The sequence below is a fragment of the Pontibacter beigongshangensis genome, assembly GCF_014332515.1.
GTDB lineage: Bacteria > Bacteroidota > Bacteroidia > Cytophagales > Hymenobacteraceae > Pontibacter > Pontibacter beigongshangensis.
In genome coordinates this window covers 107,310-126,834 of the sequence record NZ_VFSD01000014.1, presented here as the reverse complement: position 1 = coordinate 126,834, position 19,525 = coordinate 107,310, and the positions used below count along the sequence as shown (strand labels likewise).

Annotated in this window: 15 protein-coding genes; 5 read left to right on the top strand and 10 right to left on the bottom strand. The window is 52.6% G+C overall.

Features of this window, described 5'->3' with window-relative positions; all coding sequences use genetic code 11:
- Nucleotides 1–145: 145 nt before the first annotated feature.
- A complete protein-coding gene (locus FJM74_RS12760) occupies nucleotides 146–1,801 on the bottom strand; it encodes a catalase (RefSeq protein WP_187262994.1) in 1,656 nt (551 codons plus the stop codon).
- 268 nt (nucleotides 1,802–2,069) lie between these two features.
- Here FJM74_RS12760 and FJM74_RS12755 point away from each other — a divergent pair, with 268 nt between their 5' ends.
- A complete protein-coding gene (locus tag FJM74_RS12755) occupies nucleotides 2,070–3,026 on the top strand; it encodes a hypothetical protein (protein ID WP_241739113.1) in 957 nt (318 codons plus the stop codon).
- Nucleotides 3,027–3,170: 144 nt separating this feature from the next.
- On the top strand, nucleotides 3,171–3,650 hold the full coding sequence (locus FJM74_RS12750; RefSeq protein ID WP_187262993.1) for an META domain-containing protein: 480 nt from the start codon (nucleotides 3,171–3,173) through the stop codon (nucleotides 3,648–3,650).
- 58 nt (nucleotides 3,651–3,708) lie between these two features.
- On the opposite strand, the gene FJM74_RS12745 is transcribed toward FJM74_RS12750, so the two are convergent.
- Nucleotides 3,709–4,143, bottom strand: coding sequence for a hypothetical protein (locus FJM74_RS12745; protein ID WP_187262992.1), 435 nt, complete (start codon nucleotides 4,141–4,143; stop codon nucleotides 3,709–3,711).
- A gap of 271 nt (nucleotides 4,144–4,414) precedes the next feature.
- On the opposite strand from FJM74_RS12745, the gene FJM74_RS12740 reads away from it, so the two are divergent.
- On the top strand, nucleotides 4,415–4,816 hold the full coding sequence (locus FJM74_RS12740; protein WP_187262991.1) for a hypothetical protein: 402 nt from the start codon (nucleotides 4,415–4,417) through the stop codon (nucleotides 4,814–4,816).
- Between the two features lie 107 nt (nucleotides 4,817–4,923).
- On the opposite strand, the gene FJM74_RS12735 is transcribed toward FJM74_RS12740, so the two are convergent.
- The 7 genes from FJM74_RS12735 to FJM74_RS12705 form a co-directional block, all read right to left on the bottom strand.
- Entirely contained in the window at nucleotides 4,924–5,208 is a 285-nt protein-coding gene (locus FJM74_RS12735) for an acyl carrier protein (protein ID WP_187262990.1), read from the bottom strand.
- A 64-nt stretch (nucleotides 5,209–5,272) separates the two neighbouring features.
- The gene (locus tag FJM74_RS12730) at nucleotides 5,273–8,458 is read right to left on the bottom strand and encodes an efflux RND transporter permease subunit (RefSeq protein WP_187262989.1); all 3,186 of its coding nucleotides are present in this window, start codon (nucleotides 8,456–8,458) and stop codon (nucleotides 5,273–5,275) included.
- Between the two features lie 177 nt (nucleotides 8,459–8,635).
- Nucleotides 8,636–9,688, bottom strand: coding sequence for an efflux RND transporter periplasmic adaptor subunit (locus tag FJM74_RS12725; RefSeq protein ID WP_187262988.1), 1,053 nt, complete (start codon nucleotides 9,686–9,688; stop codon nucleotides 8,636–8,638).
- A gap of 19 nt (nucleotides 9,689–9,707) precedes the next feature.
- The gene (locus FJM74_RS12720; protein ID WP_317175558.1) at nucleotides 9,708–11,060 is read right to left on the bottom strand and encodes a TolC family protein; all 1,353 of its coding nucleotides are present in this window, start codon (nucleotides 11,058–11,060) and stop codon (nucleotides 9,708–9,710) included.
- A 70-nt stretch (nucleotides 11,061–11,130) separates the two neighbouring features.
- A complete protein-coding gene (locus tag FJM74_RS12715) occupies nucleotides 11,131–11,604 on the bottom strand; it encodes a GbsR/MarR family transcriptional regulator (RefSeq protein ID WP_187262987.1) in 474 nt (157 codons plus the stop codon).
- A 726-nt stretch (nucleotides 11,605–12,330) separates the two neighbouring features.
- A complete protein-coding gene (locus FJM74_RS12710) occupies nucleotides 12,331–13,245 on the bottom strand; it encodes a ketopantoate reductase family protein (RefSeq protein ID WP_187262986.1) in 915 nt (304 codons plus the stop codon).
- A gap of 142 nt (nucleotides 13,246–13,387) precedes the next feature.
- Nucleotides 13,388–15,040 carry a M28 family peptidase gene (locus FJM74_RS12705; protein WP_187262985.1) on the bottom strand — a complete coding sequence of 551 codons (1,653 nt, stop codon included), beginning with the start codon at nucleotides 15,038–15,040 and terminating at the stop codon, nucleotides 13,388–13,390.
- A gap of 495 nt (nucleotides 15,041–15,535) precedes the next feature.
- Here FJM74_RS12705 and FJM74_RS12700 point away from each other — a divergent pair, with 495 nt between their 5' ends.
- Complete coding sequence (locus FJM74_RS12700; RefSeq protein ID WP_187262984.1) at nucleotides 15,536–16,693, top strand: MFS transporter; 1,158 nt, start codon at nucleotides 15,536–15,538, stop codon at nucleotides 16,691–16,693.
- Nucleotides 16,694–16,851: 158 nt separating this feature from the next.
- The gene (gene treF, locus FJM74_RS12695) at nucleotides 16,852–18,441 is read left to right on the top strand and encodes an alpha,alpha-trehalase TreF (protein WP_187262983.1); all 1,590 of its coding nucleotides are present in this window, start codon (nucleotides 16,852–16,854) and stop codon (nucleotides 18,439–18,441) included.
- A gap of 295 nt (nucleotides 18,442–18,736) precedes the next feature.
- Here the strand turns inward: treF and FJM74_RS12690 are convergent, their stop codons facing one another.
- Nucleotides 18,737–19,138: a response regulator gene (locus FJM74_RS12690; RefSeq protein ID WP_187262982.1), complete on the bottom strand. Its 402-nt coding sequence runs from the start codon at nucleotides 19,136–19,138 to the stop codon at nucleotides 18,737–18,739.
- Nucleotides 19,139–19,525 lie beyond the last annotated feature (387 nt).

Genomic DNA, 19,525 nt, shown 5'->3' with positions numbered 1-19,525 from the left:
TGCATTGACAGAAGCGGCTTCTTTAAAGTGTTGCATATGAACACGTTATAAGACCTGTTAAACCTATTTTTGGGAACATCTTATACAATCAGGTGCAACCACGCCTAATTGCATGCATAATTTCTAATTATTAATCAGGCGCAGCCTAATACGGTTTGGCCTTGTGCGATTTTTCCTGGGCATCTTTCACTCCTTCTCTGGTCGATGTATTGCCAATCGGTCCGTCAGTGCCTTCAGCCCCTTTCATTTTCATCATTTTCTCCGTCGCCTCTTTTATTCCCTCTGCTACCCGGCGGCCATATTCTTTGTCAGCCAGGGTGCAGTTCTCAATCATCTTATCTTGGATGCGCTTGTCTGCGGCGGCCAGCGTGTTGGAGAGGTTCAGGATCAGTTCATCTCTTTCCCAATCTTCGAAGTTGCGGTACGTTTCGCCAGCCTGCTTAAAGTCGTTGGCTCGCTCTATCTTCTGGCGCACCAGATTGGCTTCGTAACGCGGTGTATAATCTTTGCCGGCTTTGGGAGCCTCCTTCAACCCACTCAGAGAAGAGGGCTCGTAGTTTATGTGTGTGTTCTGGCCTTCGGCAAAATCAGTTTTGTAGGCCATCTGGCCTCCACGCTGGTTGGTGGCCACTTTGTTGCGTGGCGCGTTAATCGGCAGCTGCAGGTAGTTGGCCCCGATGCGGTAGCGCTGTGTGTCGGAGTAGGAGAAGGTGCGGCCCTGTAGCATTTTGTCGTCTGAGAAATCGAGCCCGTCTACCAGTACGCCGGTGCCGAAAGCCGCCAGCTCCACTTCGTTAAAGTAATCGACCGGGTTTCTGTTGAGCGTCATTTTACCCACCGGCAGGAACGGGAACTGGTCCACTGGCCAGAGCTTGGTATCGTCGAGCGGGTCGAAGTCCAGTTCAGGGTGGTCGTCGTCGCTCATGATCTGCACGCACAGCTCCCACTCCGGAAAGTTTCCTTTGTCTATGGCTTCGTACAAGTCCTGCGTGGCGTGGTTAAAGTTCTTGCCCTGAATTTCTTCGGCTTCCTTCTGGGTCAGGTTCCGGATGCCCTGCTTGGGCTCCCAATGGTATTTTACAAGCACTGCTTCGCCGTCTTTGTTCACCCATTTGTACGTGTTCACGCCGGAGCCCTGCATCTGGCGGTAGTTGGCCGGAATGCCCCAGGGCGAGAACAGGAAAGTAGCCATGTGGGTAGATTCGGGCGTGTTGCAGATAAAGTCGAAAATACGCTCCCCGCTTTGGATATTGGTGACCGGGTCGGGTTTCTGGGAGTGGATCAGGTCTGGGAACTTCATGGCATCCCGGATAAAGAAAATCTTCAGGTTGTTGCCTACCAGGTCCCAGTTGCCGTCTTCGGTGTAAAACTTAACGGCAAAGCCGCGCGGGTCGCGCAATGTTTCGGGGGAGTGGGTACCGTGCCCTACTGTAGAGAAACGAACGAAAACAGGTGTCTGCTTTCCTTTTTCCTGAAACAGCTTGGCCCGTGTGTACTTGGCAATTGGTTCGTCGCCCACCTTTCCGTAAGCCTCGAAAACGCCATGGGCCCCGGCTCCCCGCGCATGCACCACACGCTCCGGAACACGCTCACGGTCGAAGTGAGATATCTTTTCGATAAAGTGGTAGTTCTCCATGGTGGCAGGCCCACGGCTGCCCACTGTGCGAATGTTCTGGTTGTCGGTAACGGGGTGCCCCTGCCTGGTGGTGAGAATACGGTTTGCGTCATCAGACTTGCCATTTGTTTTTTTGGCATCTGAAGCTCCGCCTTTCGGCTTGTTTCCGTTTTGGTTTTCGATCATGATAAGGTTACGTTTTGGTGTATCGGCTATTTACCTTATATCTTATACTGTTTTGCGTCCTGTTTTGATTATAGATATTGTCAAATTAATATAGAAATAAACTATAAGTATGCAAAAGAGGCTTCGGACTGCTTTGCTTCAGACCGGATAAAAGCGGTAAAGGATGTGGCTATATGCGTGTAGCCTGTGTTTTAAGACATTTGTACCAACACTAGCCGGTAATGTTCGTTAATAGAAAGATCGATTCTACCATAAAAAAATAAGACCTATGGAAAACAACGAAAGATATTACTACAGCGAAAATAAATACAGGCGCCGTCCGGACAGAGACCAGGGCAGCCATAACCTTTCTAACTACCAGAGCCGCTACCAGAACAGAGGCAATTACTATGGCATGCCCGACCAGGACTCCGAATACCGGGATGTGCGGAGCAGCCAGGGCTCAAACTTCGGCCACAACACACCGGGGCCAGTAAGCAGCCATGGCGCCAACAGCTACCGGGATGCTGGTAACAGGGGCAATCAGAACCAATGGAGCAGTCAGAATCGCTCTTCCAGAGACCAGGGCTATGAGGGCCGTGGCAACTATAACTATGGCCGCGACTGGGAAGGACAGAGCAGCAGCGGCAGCTCCAGCCGTGGCGACCAGGACTACCGCTATGGCGACCCGAACCCCTATATGCAAAACGACCGCAATGGCGGCTACGAAAGAAGCAGAGGCACCGGCTGGCGCAGCGAGTCTGACGATTATCGCAGAAACAGCAATTACGACCAGAACAGCGACCAGGACCGCTACAGCCGCCAGGACAACAGCTACCAAGCCGGTGGCCAGGGCCGAAGGATCAGCGAGTACGGCCGGGATGAGTATAACACCTATGGCCAGCACGAAGCGCGGGGAGAGCAGCTGGACCACGGCTATACCGACCGGGGCGAGCATAGCAACCGGAACTATAACTACGATCCGTCGCGCCAGAGCAGCAGCCGGCGCGGAGGTTATGAGCCCCATGGCTACAATGCCGACCGGCCAAACCTGGCAAACCAACACAACAGCTATTCGTCCGGAAGCAGCAGAAGGGGCAACCAGGATAGGGAAGAAGGCCTCTTCGATCATAACAGAAACGATTATCCGTCGTCCAGCCGGCATGGCGACAGGCACCGGTCAGGACCAGACTGGTCGGCCGATTCTGCTGCCAGCGATTTCAGCCCGGGCGATCTGAGAGGCTAAGGCTGGTAACACCACAGGAAAAAGGGCCTGCGTTTCTATAGCAGGCCCTTTTTTTCTTGAAGCAGAAAGTTTTCAGGCACTTTGGGCATGGTTTCTGCGTACAGGCGCTACATAAACCTCATCTAACATCTTTTACACCGTATCATGAAACTAAACTTACCATTGCTGCAGCTGCTCATGATTTTGGGTATTATCTTTATGGCAGGCTGTACTATTCGCAACACCTCCGTGGCTGGCGAACAAAACACCCTGCTAGACACAGACTGGGTACTGTTGTCGTTTGCAGAAAACGAAGTGCCTGCCACACCTAAGACCAACACCAGCTTTATTCACTTCGACAGTGAAAACGATAAGGTAAAAGGCTTTGCCGGCTGTAACAGGTTCTTCGGCACATATACACTAAAAGGAGAGCGCCTGAGCCTGCATAGTCTTGGCTCCACCCGCATGGCGTGCCCCGATATCGAAGTAGAAAATTACCTGATGAAAGTGTTCGAAACAGTAACCTCCTACAAAATAGCCGGCGAACTGCTCACCTTGTATAGCAAAAACACAGCGGTGGCCATTTTCAGGGCAGGGGAGGCGCAGCGACCAGACCACGAGGTGGTGCCGGAGGGGCAGCAGTAAACCTGCTAATGTTGTTTTCAGAAACGCTAAGAGGCCCTTTCTGATCTGGCGAAGTGGCTTAGCTGGTTTTGAGCAGCAGGTCGTTAAACTTTTCGAGCAGGGCAATGTATTTGCGCTGCAGCACGATAAGTTCCGCCTCGCACTCCTGCACAGTGCGGGCAGCGGCAGTTTCCTGAGGCTGGCTCTCAGCTTGTCCGGTGGGAGTGGGCAATTCTTCCGGCTTGCCATCAAACCACAGTTCCAGGTTGGCAGGTGCAGTTGCAGGCAGTACAGCTGTTGCCTCCTTCTTTCCTTTGCGGCCCAGGTGCGGAAACTCCTGCGAAAAGTCGTGATGGATCGCCTCGCCTATCTTCAGCATAAGGCTGTAAGGCATGGCACTCTCCTTAAACTTGTTGTAGAGGGTCCTTCTGCTCATGCCAATCCGGTCGGCCACCACACCTACTGCTATGCCACTTGTTTTAATGGCCTCTTTCACAATCTCACCTCTGTGCATAAATGCGCTGCTACGTTTAATCTTATGTCCCAAATCGGGCTGCAAAAATACTCTATAATGTGCAGGATGCGCAAGCACTTCCCAAAATTTCCGGAGGCCGTAGTGGCAGCCGAAACTGCTCCTTGCCGGTTCTCAGCAGCAGCAACAGCAGCAGGAGCAGCAGAGAGCTCTGGAGGGCTGTTTTGATTAGAATAATTGCTTCTTGCCACTGCTGAGCGCCTCCTGTATGGGTGGGACCTGCGTATAAGTAGCTGTAAATAATAAATTTAAAATGATGATAAAACTGATCCTGCCAATACTCCTGTGGCTGCTGTTACCAAACCTAAGCCATGGGCAAACGTTAAAGCCCACCCCGGCACCTGTGCAAACAGACACCTTGCAGCACGAAAGTGAGGCCCTGGACCAATGGAAGCGGGAACTGCTGGGCCAGTATGCCCAAACCGAATCCCTGACCGCCAACACCATCCGCCCGGCCTATATTAACCTGGTGGAGAGCGCCCGCTCCAAGCGCAGCAACTGGTCAGCCAAAGACTGGGAACATGCCAAAGCCGTGCTTAAATTGCTGGACGACCGCAAAAGGGAAATCGGAACAGCTTTAAGCAGGGCAGAAAACAACCGAATTAATGCGCTTCAGGAGGATTTTACCCAGCTGCAGGCAGAGGCGGAGATGTAATTCCTAAATAGTGACCTACATAAAAAAACCGGGTAGTTGCAAAGCGACTACCCGGTTTTTTTATGTAGGTCACTGATAAGCCAAAGGCTGCTACCTAGCCTGGCATTTTACATTGCTGCCGGCTGGTGTTCGACCTGGGGTCGGTTCAGCTGGATATAGGCGACAAAATCGTTGACAGTGTAAACCGGCACGTCATCCGGGATAATAATATTGTATTTCTGCTCTATAGCCAGAATCACATCCACCAGGTCTACTATATCCAGTCCATACTCCCATAAGCCTTTGTTGTTGGCAACTCTGGTATAGTGCAGGCCTTTTATTCTGCCTACAATGAGTTTTACCTCTTTTAGGACTGCGGCATCGGTTTTGGGTTTGTTAAGTGCTTCAATCATGATAAACCTTTTTATAAAACTGCCGCCACACCATCTGTGGCAGCAGCTTAAATGTTAAGTAGGATTAGTGCTGAAAAACATGTGCCATCTTCTTGCCCTCAAGCTCAGCCGTTTCGTGCTCAAGCTCTTCCATGCTCTTGTCAACCAGCTCTATCTTGGTGCTTTTGTCCAGGCCGAATTTTGCCAGCACCCTGTCGAATAGGTAATAGATAATCGGTACCACGATCAGGGTCAGGAACATGGAGCTGGTAAGGCCTCCGATCAGAGCCCAGGCCAGGCCGTTTTTCCACTCAGCGCCTGGTCCGCTTGCCAGGGCAATCGGAAGCATACCGATCACCATCGCCAGCGTCGTCATCAGAATCGGGCGGAAACGGATGCGGATCGCTTCTATCAGGGCCTCTTTCACTTCCACGCCATCGGCTTTCAGGTTGTTGGTGAAGTCGACCACCAGAATGGCGTTTTTCGCTACCAGACCAATCATCATAATAATACCCAAAATCGAGAAGATGCTGAGGGCGGAGCCCGATAAAGCCAACGCCAGCAAGGCACCAATTATGGCCAGGGGAATAGAGAACAGCACCACCAGCGGGTACACATAACTATCGTAGAGGGCTACCATGATCAGGTACACAAACACGATGGAGGCAAGCAGCGCCAGGCCAAGCGAGCCGAAACCTTCTGACTGGTTTTTGATGTCGCCACCGTAGGTTACTGTCACATCGCGAGGCAGGTCCATGCTGGCAATTTTTTCCTGGATCTCAGCACCCACAGAACCTGTAGGCCGGCCTACTACCTGCGACGAAACGGTAACAGAGGCCACCCTGTCCTGCCGCTCCAGCTTAGAGGGGCCAGAGGTCTGGCGGATATCCGCGAACTGGCTCAGGCGCACGAGCTGCCCCTGGTTGTTCACAAAAGTGAGGTTGCCGATGTCAGTTATGTTCTTGCGGTCGAAGTTGTCGAGGCGGATGTTGATGTCGTACTCGTTGTCCTGTGCTCTGAACTTGGAGTTGTTGTCGCCGTTAAAGGCGGTTTGCATGCCGGCGCCCACCTGCTCCAGCGACAGCCCCAGGCTCGCCATCTTATCGCGGTCCACAGATACGGCTACTTCAGGATTGCCTTCTTCCACCGATTTTTTAACCTCGGCCGTTCCCTGCACCTGCTCTATTTCGGCCAGCACCTTATCGGCTATGCCCATGATCGAGTTTACATCGCCGCCAGACAGAATAATCTGGATAGGAGCCTGGTTGCCGCCGCCTACCATACTTACCGGAATGGCCGTAAACTTAACCCCAGGAATGGTTTCTTCCAGCTCAATCTTTACCTGCCGGGAAAAGGCACTTGTGGTGAAGGCTCTTTCTTTGGCATCGACCAGGCTAATGTTGATCTCCGACAGGTAGGCCGTATTCTGGCCTGCCTGCGCCGAAGAGGAAGTGCCAACCGTAGTAAATATCTTGGTTACCTCCGGGTACTTATCTAAGTACTGCTCTACCTGCCGGGTAGCAAAGTTGGTTTGCTCCACGGTGGCGCTCTTTGGCAATTCCAGCTGCAGAATAAATTCCCCACGGTCGCCGGCGCTCACGAACTCACTCCCGATAAACCCGGTAGGAACCAGGGCCACAGAACCGACAAACATGACCAAAGTAGCCAGCATTACGATCGTTTTGTTCTTAAAGCCCCACTTCAGCGCATCAGAAAATCCATCGATCACCTTATCCAGCATGCGCTCAAAGCCAAGAATAAACCGGCCGAAGAAATTCTTGTCAGACAAGTGCTCCAGTCTTGAGAAGCGGCTTGCCAGCAACGGAATCAGTGTAAAGGCTACCAGCAAGCTCAACATGGTAGAGGCTGCCACCACAACCGCGAACTGGCGCAGAATATCAGACACCAGCCCCGTAGACATGGCAATCGGCACGAACACCACCACAATTACCAACGTGATGGAAACAACCGTGGCACCTATCTCCCGGATGCCGTCGTAAGCAGCCTGGGCCGCTTTTTTCCCCATCTCCATGTGTCGGTGAATGTTCTCTATTACCACAATAGCGTCATCCACCAGAATACCAACCACCAGCGACAGTCCCAGCAGCGTCATCAGGTTAAGCGAGTAGCCCAGCACGCTCATCACAATAAAAGTGGCCACCAGCGATGCCGGGATAGAGATCATCACAATAATGGCGTTGCGGATAGAGTGCAGGAAGAGCAGCATAACCACTGCCACCAGGCCAATGGCCAGAAACAGGTCATGTATTACAGCATCAGCAGCCTCTAAGGTAAATTCAGAACTGTCTTTGGCAATAACAAAGGTCAGGTCTTCGGCAGCATAGGTTTGCTCCAGCTCAGCCAGCGCTTTGCGTGTGAGTTCGCTCACTTCCACCGCATTGGCATCCGATTGCTTCTGGATAGACAGACCAATGGAGGCGGTTGAGTTTACGCGGGTAATAACTTCGGTGTCTTTCTGGGCATCCTGTACTTCGGCCACATCCGATAATCTTATAGCACCGTTGGTGGCATCCTGCTTCAGTACTAGGTTGCGGAGCTGGTCCAGGTTTTCGTACTTACCGGCAAGCCGGATCAGGGTCTGGCCGTCGTCGCTCTTAATTTTGCCTGTCGGGAAGTCGAGGTTCGAGAAAGCGATCTTCTGCTGCACCTGCGAAATAGAAAGGCCGTAAGCTTCCAGCTTCGCCGCGTTGATGTTCACTTTGATCTCACGCTCCTGGCCACCGAGTACCTTTACCTGCGCCACGCCGGGTATGCGCGATAGCTCGGGCTTCAGTTTATTGTCGATCAGGTCGTAAAACTCGGTGGAAGACATTTTGGCGGTGGCCCCCAACTGTATAATAGGCAGGTCGTCGAAGTCGAACTTGCCTAGGGCAGGCGCATCGGCATCGTCTGGGAGGTTGCTCAGGATGGCGTTGATCTTACGCTGGGCATCCTGCAGGCTCAGGTCCACGTCGGTTCCCTGCTTGAGCTGCACTACAATAATGGAGAAGCTCTCTTGCGAGGTGCCTTTCATTTCTTCCACGTTCTCCAGCGAGGAGAGCGCATCTTCAATCTCTTTGGTGACGGAGTTCTCTACCTCGCTGGGCGATGCACCCGGGTAAATGGTGGTAACCGTGAGTACCGGCGGGCTGAACTTGGGGAGTAGCTCGTAGTTCAGCGAGAAGTAACTTGCCAGCCCCAGAATAGTCAGGGCAGCAAAGATTACCACCACAATTGTGGACCGCTGTATGGATATTTTTGTTATGTTCATTTTTTTATAGACACAAGATTTTAGACACAAGACATTAGACTTTCATCTTGTGCATTTTAATGGTACTTGTTTCGAACTTTAGAAATCTGAAAGACCAGAGTTTGCCCGGTACCTCCTGGTTGAAGGAGTAGGAGCCTGGTTTACTTCATAATTTCTGATTTTGAATGAAGCGCAGCGTTAAAGCACCGATACCTTAGTGCCTTCTTTCAGGTTGATCTGGCCGCTGCGCACTACTTTCTCGCCTTCTGCAAGGCCGCTGGTGATCTCTACCAGGTCATTGGCCACGGTGCCGATGGTTACAGGCTTCAGGTAGGCGCGCTGGTCTTTCACCACAAACACTTTCGGGTCCTGGAGGCTGGTGGCAATGGCTTCGCGCTCTATCAGCAGGGCATCGCGGGTATCGGCAATTTCAAAGGAGGCTGTTCCGTACATGCCGGCTTTCACAGCGTTCTCATTGGTGTTCTTCACTTCAATTTCGATGTCGTAGCGCAGCGACTGATCGGCATTGGCACCGATAGCTGTTACCACGCCCTCAAAAGTATCCTGGGCATTAACGTCGGCCTTTACAGTGGCTTTGGCACCTTTCCGGATCAGCAGCACCTCGCGCTCCGATACTTTGGCTTTCAGCTTCAGCTTATCCACATTCACGATGTCGAAGAGGCGCACGCCGCCTCCCAGAATAGAGCCGATCTCGATGTAGCTCTCGTTGATCACACCGCTGATCGGGGCTTTTATTTTAGATTTTTCGAGTTGATGACGCGCCTGGATCAGTTGCGCCTGTGCGTTATGGTGGCCCAGTCTAACTTCTTCCAGCTGACGCTTGGTAATGGCATCGCCCTCGGCCAGGTTCACGAAGCGCTCCAGGTCGCGTTTTGTTTTCTCGAAGTTGGCTTCGGCCGTAATCATATTGGCCCGCAGCACATTGTCTTCTACCTGCGCCAGCACTTCGCCGGCTCTTACTGTTTCGCCTTTGCGTTTGTTCAGGCGAATAACCTGCCCCTGCGTTTCAGAAACCATGCTAAGGCTCTGGATAGGCGAGAAGTTGCCGTTTACGGTAAAGGAGCGGTCTATCTTGCTGGTTCTGGCCTCTGTCATCACCACCGGAATGGCCTCGCTGGTGCGGGAGGCAACGGCAGCTGTCTCAGCCATTTCTTTTTTATTGTTCGCAAGCGTAAAGGCCACAGCGCCAAAAACAACAAGTGTAATAACGATATAAATAAACTTTTTCATGTTGGGGTTATTTGAGGTCTTATTTGGTTAGGGTGTTTAATTCTCCGGCAGCTTTCAGGTAGCCGAGCTGCGCCAGCTTATATTTAAGTACTTCGTTGTTTAAATTCGTCTGTGCCTCGCGCAGGCTCACCTCGGCTTCAAGCAAATCAGTGAGCGGCGAAATGCCCTCCTTGTAGAGCTTGTTGGTGGTGTCGTACACCTCCTGGGCCAGGGTAACGTTGCCTTCCTGCGCCTGAATGGCGCTGGAGCTGTTCTGCAACTGGTTAATAGAGTTTTCGAGTGTCACCACCACATTTTTGGCCAGTTTCTTACGGTCTTCTTCCAGGGATTTCATGGTTATCTCGGTCTGCCTTATCTGGGCATGCTTTCGCATGCCGTCGAAGATCGGTATGTTCAGCTGCACCCCAACCACGGCCGTGTTAAACCAGGGCATGTTGCCGTCGAGGAGATTAAACTCCTTGCGCATGGCCGAGTACAGGTAGCTTCCTGATAGCTGCAGCGAAGGGTAGTAGCCTGCCTTTATGTTCTCAAGTTGCAGGCTGGTCAGGTCTTTCTGCTTGTCGAGGAGCTGCAGCTGCACCTGGTTTTGCAGGGCCCTGTCGGCGGTTGCTACTGTTACGCCATCTCCGGTCAGCAAAATTTGCGTATTTACGAGCTCCACAGGCTCCTCCAGCGGCATGCCCATAAAAAATTTGAGCAGGTTCATCTGTTGTTCCACCGCTGAGGTAAGACTCTGCTTCTGGGTTTCGAGGTTGGTCTTGTTTACCTTTATGCGGTTCACGTCCACTTTTTTCACCAGGTCGTTCTGGTACTGCAGCGCCAGGATCTTCTCCAGCTGCTCCAGGCGGCTCAGGTTGGCATCTATGGTGTTGAACTGCTCTTTTGTCTGCAGAATCTGGAAGTAGGCGGAACTTACATTGTAAATCACTTCCTCCTCGGTCATGGCCTTGCGCAGGCGGTACAGGTCTCTGGTAGACTTGGCGGCCTGCAGCCCCACAAAGTAAGATTTGTTGAAGAGCAGCTGCGATACCTGCACGCCGCCCTGGGCATTGTACTTGGTGCCGAACTGCACGGCTATCATCTCGTCGGGCTTGCCTTCGAACACGTTCGGGATTACCTGCACCGGTATGGCCGGATACACATCCAGCTTGCCAAAGCCGTTGATCTGGGGCAGCCCGTTGCTCTTGGCCTCCTGTATCATGTACTTGGCGCTCAGTTCATCATAAGAGGCTTTCTGCACGTCTTCGTTGTGCTCCAGGGCATAATTTATAGCCTCCTGCAGGTTAAGCGGCTTTGCCAGGGGTGTCTCCTGCGCAACAGCTGGCTTCAGGAGCAGCAGCATTAGGCTGATGGTTAATATTCTCTTGATCACTTTTTTAGGTTTTGATTGTTTTAAAATGTTTGGTTGGTTCAGAAAAGAATGAACTGAGTCATTAAAAAAATTACCGGCGTCTAGCTTCCCATCTTTCTACCATTTTGGGTAGTTCCTGATTTACATAGTTTAAAAAGTCGATCAGTTCTTCCAGTTTCTCGTCTTCAGCGGCCCCAGTTTCTTTTCTGGCTTCCAGCACTTCGCGGAATAAGGTGTTCATGCTGGTCATGTGGTTAATTTTCCGAGCCAGTCCTTCGCGCCAGTTCGTTATTTTTAAGCGGAAGTAGCGTTTTCTGTCGCCGGAGAACGTGGTGTAGTCGATGAGGTCGGTCTGGATGAGCAGGTTAATGGCATTGCTGGTGGCGCTTTTGCTAATTCCCAGAACTTCCGTAATATCGTCGAAAGTTAGTTCCCGCTTATCGGCTACAAATAGCAGTCCCATCACCCGGGCAGCGGCAGGCTGCATTCCCGATTGCTCATGGAAGATGCCAATCTTCTCTACCAACTCTTTCTGTCTTTCCGTTAATGCTAGTGTGTTTCCCATGTTCATGTTGTAAGAACAGCACAAAAGTATAAGATAGTTTCGCTAGTTCATAATTTTATGAACTAAATTTTTTGCTGTCCTGAATCAGCTTGATTTTGCTGCTGAAACCGGCATCCTGATCGGTTCTAACGTTTGTGGAGCAGTTGCAGGCATGGTGCCTTTGACCGGATCAGGTATAGACCCGCAGGACCAGCAGCAGCAAAAAAGCTTCCGGAGGGCGGTTTTCATTCAAATAATTTATTTGGTATTTCCTCGCGCTCGTCTCCAGACGAGTTTGTACTCCTTCCACGTCTCCAGACGCGCATTCAGCTGGCAGAAGAGCCTTTATTCCAAAAAAGCAAATTTCCAGTTTAGGTACCGATGTTACCTGCATTGGCTTCAGACTTTAAAATCTGTAGGCTCAGGCACCTCCTGCAGGTACTGGTTTGCCATGAGTTCTGGAGAACAGCAGTAGCCCCAAGACCTCGCAGCGTGCGCAGCTCCTGCGACCGGCTGGAGGTAAAGCAGAAGTGCTCCTAAATGAAACACTTGCAGGAACTGCGCACGCTGCGAGGTTCTGGCCAAACCAGATTATTCCAATGAAAACCGCCCTCCGGAGGTTCTGCTGCCCGTGCTGCTGCGGGCTGTCAGTTAATTCGTCCGCAGGCAACCAGCGTGGCAGGAGACGCGGCGTGAATCCGCACTCGGCTGGAGACGAGCGCGGGGAAAACCTGGACGGAACATCTGTTATTTCAATCCAAACAACTCCGCCGTTTGGCTGTAGTTGGGCACCTCCACCCGGTAGTGCGCAGCCATCCGCACAATGTCGAAGATCAGTTGCTCCCGTTCGTCGGGGCGGCCGGCGGCCATGTCTTTCTGGATGGAGGCGGTAAACTCTTTCGAAAGGTTGTCCAGGATGGCTACGTTATCTTTTACTATGTCGGAGGCAATGGTAAACCGGGCAGCCTCCGCTATACGTTTCAGCTCCTCCGAAAACCGGATAAACCTGTCGCGGTAAGGCCCTTCCTGTTGCAGGTCTTCGGCTTTTAAGCCCTCATAGGCCGAGGTAGAGGCGAAAGCTGAGGTAAAGGACAGCTTCCTGAACAACTCGGCCTGTATGTTGGTCGTGAACCGGGTATGGATGCCGCTGCTGTTAAGGTCTTTTTCCAGCACATCCAGCACTCTCTGGTTCACTTCAGCGTCTTTTGCCGGCCCGTATACTATTCTGAATATCCTGTTGTTTTGCACTATTTTTCCGGGCTCGGCAACATAGCCGGTAATGTATATGCAGCCATCCAGTACGGTGTGTGCCGGTAAGGCGGCCCGGAGCTGGTTGCCGGCTTCCATGGCGTTTTGTATCGGGATGATCACCGTTTCGGTGGTGCAGGTTCTTTCTAACAGCGGGAGCACTTCCGGCAGGCTGTAGGCTTTGACGCAAACAAAAATCACATCGTAGCTTCCGTGTACTTCCTCCTGCGCCAGCGCTTTTATGTGGCGGAGGGTATAGGCCGGCTCGTGGCAGGTCGCTATCGTCAACCCCTTTTCCCGGATAGCTGCCAGGTGCTTGCCTCTGGCTACCAGCGTTACAGCGTGGTTGTTTCTGGCTAAATATCCGCCGATCAGGCCGCCGGTGCCTCCGGCCCCAACAATTAAATATCGCATACTCAAGGTCTTTAGGTACAGCAACGCTGCATCTGCAGCAGAGGCAGTAAATTACTCACAAGGGCTCTTTTTATTCAAATAATTTGCCAGAAACAACAGCAGGTGCCATTCCTCAGGAACGGCACCTGCTTAAGGGTTAGCTTTATTCCTTTCTTCCAAACCTTTCTCCAAAAAAGTCGCCAGGCTTCCATCCGGGCCTTTGCGGGTTCTGGGCCACCTGATAGCCGATCAGGAAGTTGAGCTGCACATAGGTTTTGGCAGCTTCGAAATCGAAAGGAGCGTTGATGTCGTCCTGGGGTTTGTGGTAGTATTTAGGGCGCCACTCCTGTACGAGCAGGTGCAGGTTGTTGCGGCCATCCGGTGTTTTGTTGCCATACTTGATGTGTAGCGCCGGGATGCCCTGCACCACAAAGCTGTACTGGTCGCTGCGGATAAAGCGATTCTGCTCCGGTTCGGGGTCCTCCTCTACATCCAGCCCTAAATGAGCGCTAGCCGTTGCAACCTGTTCTTCAAGCGTAGAATGGGCTGCTCCTAACGGCACCACCGACAGCAGGGGGGCGATCAGGGTGGGCATATCGGTGTTGATGTTTGCCACGATCTGCTCTTTCGGCACGGTGGGGTATTTGGCAAAGTAGGCGGAGCCCAACAAGCCCATCTCCTCAGCTGTCACCATCACGATCAGGACAGAGCGTTTGGGCTTGTGCTTTGGCTTCAGGCGGGAGTAAACTCTGGCAATTTCGAGCAGGCTGGCTACGCCTGAGGCGTTGTCGTGGGCGCCGTTGTAGATGGAGTCGCCGTTTACGGGGGTGCCGATGCCCATGTGGTCGAGGTGGGCGCTGTGTACTACGTACTCCTCGCGGAGTTGCGGGGCGGAGCCGGTAATGCGGCCCACCACATTATGGCTGTCGAAATCTGTGTAGGAGGAGCTATAGGCCAGGCGCATGGAAAATGGCAAGGGGGCAGAGGCCGTTACGCCACTTCGAAGCGAGACCGATACCGCGGTGGCATCGAGCCCGGCAGGTTTCAGCAGCTTCTGCAGGGTAGTATGGCTCACGTAAGCCAGCGCCTTGATCTGGTCCGACACAAAGGTTCTGGAGAATGCTGTTTTGCCATCGGCGTGCATCACACTGGTTATGCCGCGTTGCAGGTTGGGCAAACCGCTGCCAGGGCTGGCAGAACTTACGACCACGCCTACAGCGCCATGGTCGGCAGCTGTTTGCAGAATCGTCATCAGATCGGTGCTATACGAAAACACGGTGGAGGGGAAGCTGGCAGGGGCTCCACGCACCACGACCACAATCTTGCCTGTGGCATCGATGCCGGCATAGTCGTCGTAGCCAAGGTCGGGGGCGCTGATGCCGAAGCCGGCAAACACCAGCGGGGCTTCCAGCGTGGCCTGCGCCTGCTCCGGGTGCGGGTAAATCGTAAAGTCCTGGCCTAAGTTTAAGGTCTCTGCTGTTCCTGCTGCGTCATGCAGGCGGAGGGTGGCCGAGGCGGTGTGGGCTCGCCGCAGGCGCACCTGCTGCAGGTAGGTCTGGTTCTCGCCGGCTGGTTCCACGTTCAATTTCTTAAACTGGTCGGTCACATACTCCACGGCCATCTGGTACCCGGGGGTGCCCGGCAGGCGGCCCTGCAGACGGTCATCGGCCAGGTACGCGATGTGGTCCCTGATGTCGTTCGGCTTCGTTTTCTGAAGCGACTTATTTACTTTTTGGGGAAGCGCCAGTGTTTGAGCCCAGGTGCTGCCAACCTGCAACAGGCAAAGCAAAGTGAGCAGTAGTCTGAATAAGTTCATGCGATGTAGGTAGTACCGTGTTTGGAATGATGTACGGCAAAAATAGGCAGATTTACTGAATTATGGGTTTTTGAGATGACGGTGTTTTCTTCAAAGTGGTTCCCAAGTCTTCCTGCGGCGTACTGAGTTTGAGTTGTACTATTTCTGTAGCATTCCATAGAAGCCTGCTGCTTCGCCAGCTTAAGAATAATAAATTCAACAGCATGAATGATGACAGATAGGTTTTCTGGCGTCTTTTAAAGTATTCAATCCTTCTCAAAATCAAATTGGAGGAGCGCTGGCTGCCATTTCTGCCTGGTCGCTGCCTGCCGCCATCTATTTTCTGTAGGCAGTTGCCGCTCAGGAAGAATTATGCTAATGAAACAGGCCCTCCGGAGGTCCTGCGGCTGTTATGTTCAAATATTAAACGTTTAAACAACTGTTTTTTATCCTTAAAGTTTAATAATTTCGCCTTTTGCAATGGCTGGGACAACAGCAACAGAGGGAGAAAAATAAATGTTTTCAGATATATCGGCTTCTACTTATGCCAGAAGCACTTACCGCAAAGCAGTAGGCGCCTTGTTTTTTCTGCAGGGAATCTGCTTTGCCAGCTGGGGTTCGCGCATCCCCACCATCCAGCAGAACCTGGGGCTCTCGGAGACGCAGCTCGGTATGGTACTGTTTGCCCTGCCAGTGGGGCAGATGCTGTCGTTGCCGTTTACGGGCTGGCTGATCTCGAAGGTTGGCAGCTGGCGCATTCTGGTGTGGTCGGCGGTGCTGTATGCGGCGGTGCTGGTAGGGGTGGGGTTCGCTCCAACTATCCTGCTGCTGGTGCTGGCGCTGTTCTTATTCGGTATTCTGGCCAATATGGTGAACATTGCCGTAAACACCCAGGCGGTAGGGGTGGAAACACTGTACGACAAACCCATTATGGCCTCTTTCCATGGCTTGTGGAGCCTGGCCGGGTTTACAGGAGCTGCCATCGGTTCCTACATGATCGGCAACGGTATTATTCCCGTGCAGCACTTTTTAATGATCATGGCGTTCACGTTTGCCGGTGTGGCGCTTAGCTCCAGGTTTATTCTGAAGCAGGACGTGAACGTGGACCCGGACCAGCCTATTTTCGTGAAGCCCGATAAATCGCTGCTGAGCCTGGGGCTGCTGGCCTTCTGTTCGCTCATCTGCGAAGGGGCCATGTTCGACTGGAGCGGCGTGTACTTTAAAAAAGTGGTGATGGCCGAGAAAGCCTGGATCGGGGCAGGCTACACCGCTTTTATGTGCACCATGGCTTCCGGGCGTTTTGTGGCCGACCGTATCGCCGCCAGGGTGGGGCTGAGGCGGATTCTGCAGTGGAGCGGCATCCTGATCGCGCTGGGCCTGATGATTGCGGTGCTGTTCCCTTACCTGTGGTCGTCCATACTGGGTTTCCTGCTGGTGGGCTTTGGAGTATCGTCGGTGGTGCCGTTGGTGTACAGCGCTGCGGGAAAATCTACCGTTATGTCGCCGGGTATGGCGCTGGCGGCTGTGTCTACCATCGGTTTTCTGGGCTTTCTGCTGGGGCCGCCCGTGATAGGACTGGTGGCAGGAGCAACCAGCCTGCGCGTCTCCTTCACCATTATCGCCGTGATGGGCCTTTGCGTAACGCTGGTGGCTACCAGGACGAAGTCGTTGTAGTTGCGGTTGGTTGCTGATTGTTGGTTGTTAATTGCTGAGTGGTTAAATGGTTGTTGGGGGCTAGAAAATTTTGATGGAATGGATGAGAGAATATAAATCAACTTTTAACTCATAACTTTTAACTCTTAACTTTAAAAAAGCCTATGTCTGAAAAAGCTATGAAGAAAAATTATTCTAATCAAAAGGCCCCTCCGAAGTTTCTGCTCCCGCTGCTGTTCCTGCTTCTGCTCGGCTGTTTCCTGCCCCTGCAGGCGCAGTACCGCCCCGACGAGGACCTGGGGGAGCTGTTTGAGGCGGTGCAGCTGCTGCCGGTGTTCCCTGACTCCAAAACCTTTGTGGACTGCGTGCCACGCTCCAATCCCCAGACCATTGTGCAGGCCTACCGGCAGCAACGAACCCGGCCTGGCTTTGATCTGAAAACCTTCGTGCTCCGTCATTTCGACCTGCCACCCACACCGGCCACCGGTTTCACCTCAGATACCAGCCTGGCTGTAACGGCTCATATCGAAAAACTATGGCCGGTGCTCACCCGCCAGCCAGGAGCCGATGGCGGCTCGCTGCTGCCCTTGCCAAACCCATACATTGTGCCCGGAGGCCGTTTCCGCGAAATTTACTACTGGGACAGCTATTTTACTATGCTCGGCCTGCAGGCCAGTGGCAAAACAGAGCTGATCCGGCACATGGTCGATAACTTTACGCACCTGATCCACACTTACGGCCACATCCCCAACGGCAATCGCAGCTACTACATCACCCGCTCCCAGCCTCCGTTTTATGCGCTCATGCTGCGGGTGCTGGCTCAGGAACAAGGCAAAGCGGTGCTGAAGCAATATGCCCCGGCGCTCCGCAAGGAGTACCAGTTCTGGATGGAAGGTGCCAACACCTTGTCTGAAGAAAACCAGGCGCACCGGCGGGTGGTGCTGCTACCCGATGGCAGCATCCTGAACCGCTACTACGACGACAAGGCCGCCCCACGCCCCGAGGCCTATAAAGAAGACGTGATGCTGGCCAGGGGAGCCTCCGGACGGGCACCGGAAGAGGTGTACCTGAACCTGAAAGCGGCGGCAGAATCGGGATGGGACTTTAGCAGCCGCTGGTTTGCCGACGGCGAGAACCTCTCCACCATCCGCACCACCGAGCTTATTCCCGTAGATCTGAACGCCCTGCTCTACCACATGGAGCTTACACTCGCCGAAATGGCCGGACTGGAAGGCAATGGGCAGCAAAAGCGGCTGTACAGGCAAAAAGCCAAAGTCCGGAAAAAGGCCCTGCTCACGTACTGCTGGAACAGCGAAGAAGAATTTTTCTACGATTATGATTTTTTGAAGCAGCGCACCACCGATATCCCGGTGCTGGCGGCTGTTTTTCCGCTTTACTTCTGCATGGCCAGCAAGCAGCAGGCTTCCGCTGTGGCCCGCCGCCTCGAGACCGACTTTATAAAGCCAGGTGGCCTGTTAACCTCGCTGCATCACTCCGATGAACAATGGGATGCGCCCAATGGCTGGGCTCCTTTGCAGTGGATGGGCATACAGGGCCTGCGCGCTTACGGCCACCACAAACTGGCCGACACCATAGCCCACAACTGGATAAACATCAACCAGCGGGTATTTAAGGAAACCGGAAAGCTTATGGAGAAATATGATGTGGAGCATGCCGGAGCAGAGGGAGGGGGAGGAGAGTATCCGAACCAGGATGGCTTCGGCTGGACCAACGGTGTGCTGCTGAAGTTGCTGACGCAGGAAGAATAAAAGCCTGTCTGCCCTATCTCTGCCTACTTGCTGCCTGCAGGTTTTTGCAGAGACTAAGCAGCCCGGCCAAACAGCTGCAACCAGGCGGCAAATATGTATGAAAGGTGTTATACGCAGCGTCAGAACTGGTCAGCATTCAGAAACAGAGTTGCACAGCCATCAAAAGAAGTGGAAAATCCTGTGTCTTCTGTCTTGCGTCCTTTCAAAGCAGCAGCAGTTAGCTCCGGAGGGGCTTTTTCATTAGCATAATTCAGGAAGTACCATGCCTGAAATCTGGTAAAGCGGGGCCATTGTTTTACTTGTTCTGCCCGAGGGAGGCTTTTATCTGGCTTACCTCGTCGATCTCGAGGGGCTTGTGCAGGAAACCGGCCACCAGTCTGTACCGCTCCGAGCGGGCAACGTCCGTCGGGTTGATAGAGGAAGACAGGATATAAATTTTAATCTTCTTCTCAAGCTTTTTCTCGTAGGGGCGCAGGGCATCCAGAAACGCCCATCCGCTCATGTATGGCATGTTCAGATCCAGAAAGATGACTTCCGGCAAATCATTGACTGCTGGCCCCACCAGGTCTTCAAATGCTTTTTCGGCATCTACATAGCAGTCGATGCTGTCAGCCAGTTTTTCCTCCTCCAGCACAAACTGTGTCAGGTAGGTGCTTAGTTCATCGTCATCAATAATGAACGCTCTTTGAATCGTCATAACCATAAAGTTGAAGTCTCTCATAACCCTTCCTGAAAGCGAAAATGTGCCACACCAGCTGTAGGATCAGTAACTGTTCATGAGCCTGAATCACCTGCCCGGTACTATCTGGATCCTACACATGAACCTGAATATTTTTTCGAAGAGAACCTCTTAAGCGCTAATCAGAACTTAAGTATACTCAAACTGGATATATTAATTACTCCCAAATCCGGTTTTAGTTGGAACAATTGTTAGTAAAAATACCGATTTATGCTTCCGGCTACGGAAATATAGAAAACTGCAGCCGGTATCAATATTATTTACCCTGGATGCCAATGCCGTACGCTGCTTAGGCACGGCCATAAAACACAACAACCGCCTCCTGCCCTCAAAATGGGCGAAAGG

What these genes read in the sequence shown, in the direction of transcription:
- FJM74_RS12760 (WP_187262994.1), bottom strand. Translation starts at nt 1,801, where the DNA reads ATGATCGAAAACCAAAACGGAAACAAGCCGAAAGGCGGAGCTTCAGAT.
- FJM74_RS12755 (WP_241739113.1), top strand. Translation starts at nt 2,070, where the DNA reads ATGGAAAACAACGAAAGATATTACTACAGCGAAAATAAATACAGGCGC.
- FJM74_RS12750 (WP_187262993.1), top strand. Translation starts at nt 3,171, where the DNA reads ATGAAACTAAACTTACCATTGCTGCAGCTGCTCATGATTTTGGGTATT.
- FJM74_RS12745 (WP_187262992.1), bottom strand. Translation starts at nt 4,143, where the DNA reads ATGCACAGAGGTGAGATTGTGAAAGAGGCCATTAAAACAAGTGGCATA.
- FJM74_RS12740 (WP_187262991.1), top strand. Translation starts at nt 4,415, where the DNA reads ATGATGATAAAACTGATCCTGCCAATACTCCTGTGGCTGCTGTTACCA.
- FJM74_RS12735 (WP_187262990.1), bottom strand. Translation starts at nt 5,208, where the DNA reads ATGATTGAAGCACTTAACAAACCCAAAACCGATGCCGCAGTCCTAAAA.
- FJM74_RS12730 (WP_187262989.1), bottom strand. Translation starts at nt 8,458, where the DNA reads ATGAACATAACAAAAATATCCATACAGCGGTCCACAATTGTGGTGGTA.
- FJM74_RS12725 (WP_187262988.1), bottom strand. Translation starts at nt 9,688, where the DNA reads ATGAAAAAGTTTATTTATATCGTTATTACACTTGTTGTTTTTGGCGCT.
- FJM74_RS12715 (WP_187262987.1), bottom strand. Translation starts at nt 11,604, where the DNA reads ATGGGAAACACACTAGCATTAACGGAAAGACAGAAAGAGTTGGTAGAG.
- FJM74_RS12710 (WP_187262986.1), bottom strand. Translation starts at nt 13,245, where the DNA reads ATGCGATATTTAATTGTTGGGGCCGGAGGCACCGGCGGCCTGATCGGC.
- FJM74_RS12705 (WP_187262985.1), bottom strand. Translation starts at nt 15,040, where the DNA reads ATGAACTTATTCAGACTACTGCTCACTTTGCTTTGCCTGTTGCAGGTT.
- FJM74_RS12700 (WP_187262984.1), top strand. Translation starts at nt 15,536, where the DNA reads ATGTTTTCAGATATATCGGCTTCTACTTATGCCAGAAGCACTTACCGC.
- treF (WP_187262983.1), top strand. Translation starts at nt 16,852, where the DNA reads ATGAAGAAAAATTATTCTAATCAAAAGGCCCCTCCGAAGTTTCTGCTC.
- FJM74_RS12690 (WP_187262982.1), bottom strand. Translation starts at nt 19,138, where the DNA reads ATGACGATTCAAAGAGCGTTCATTATTGATGACGATGAACTAAGCACC.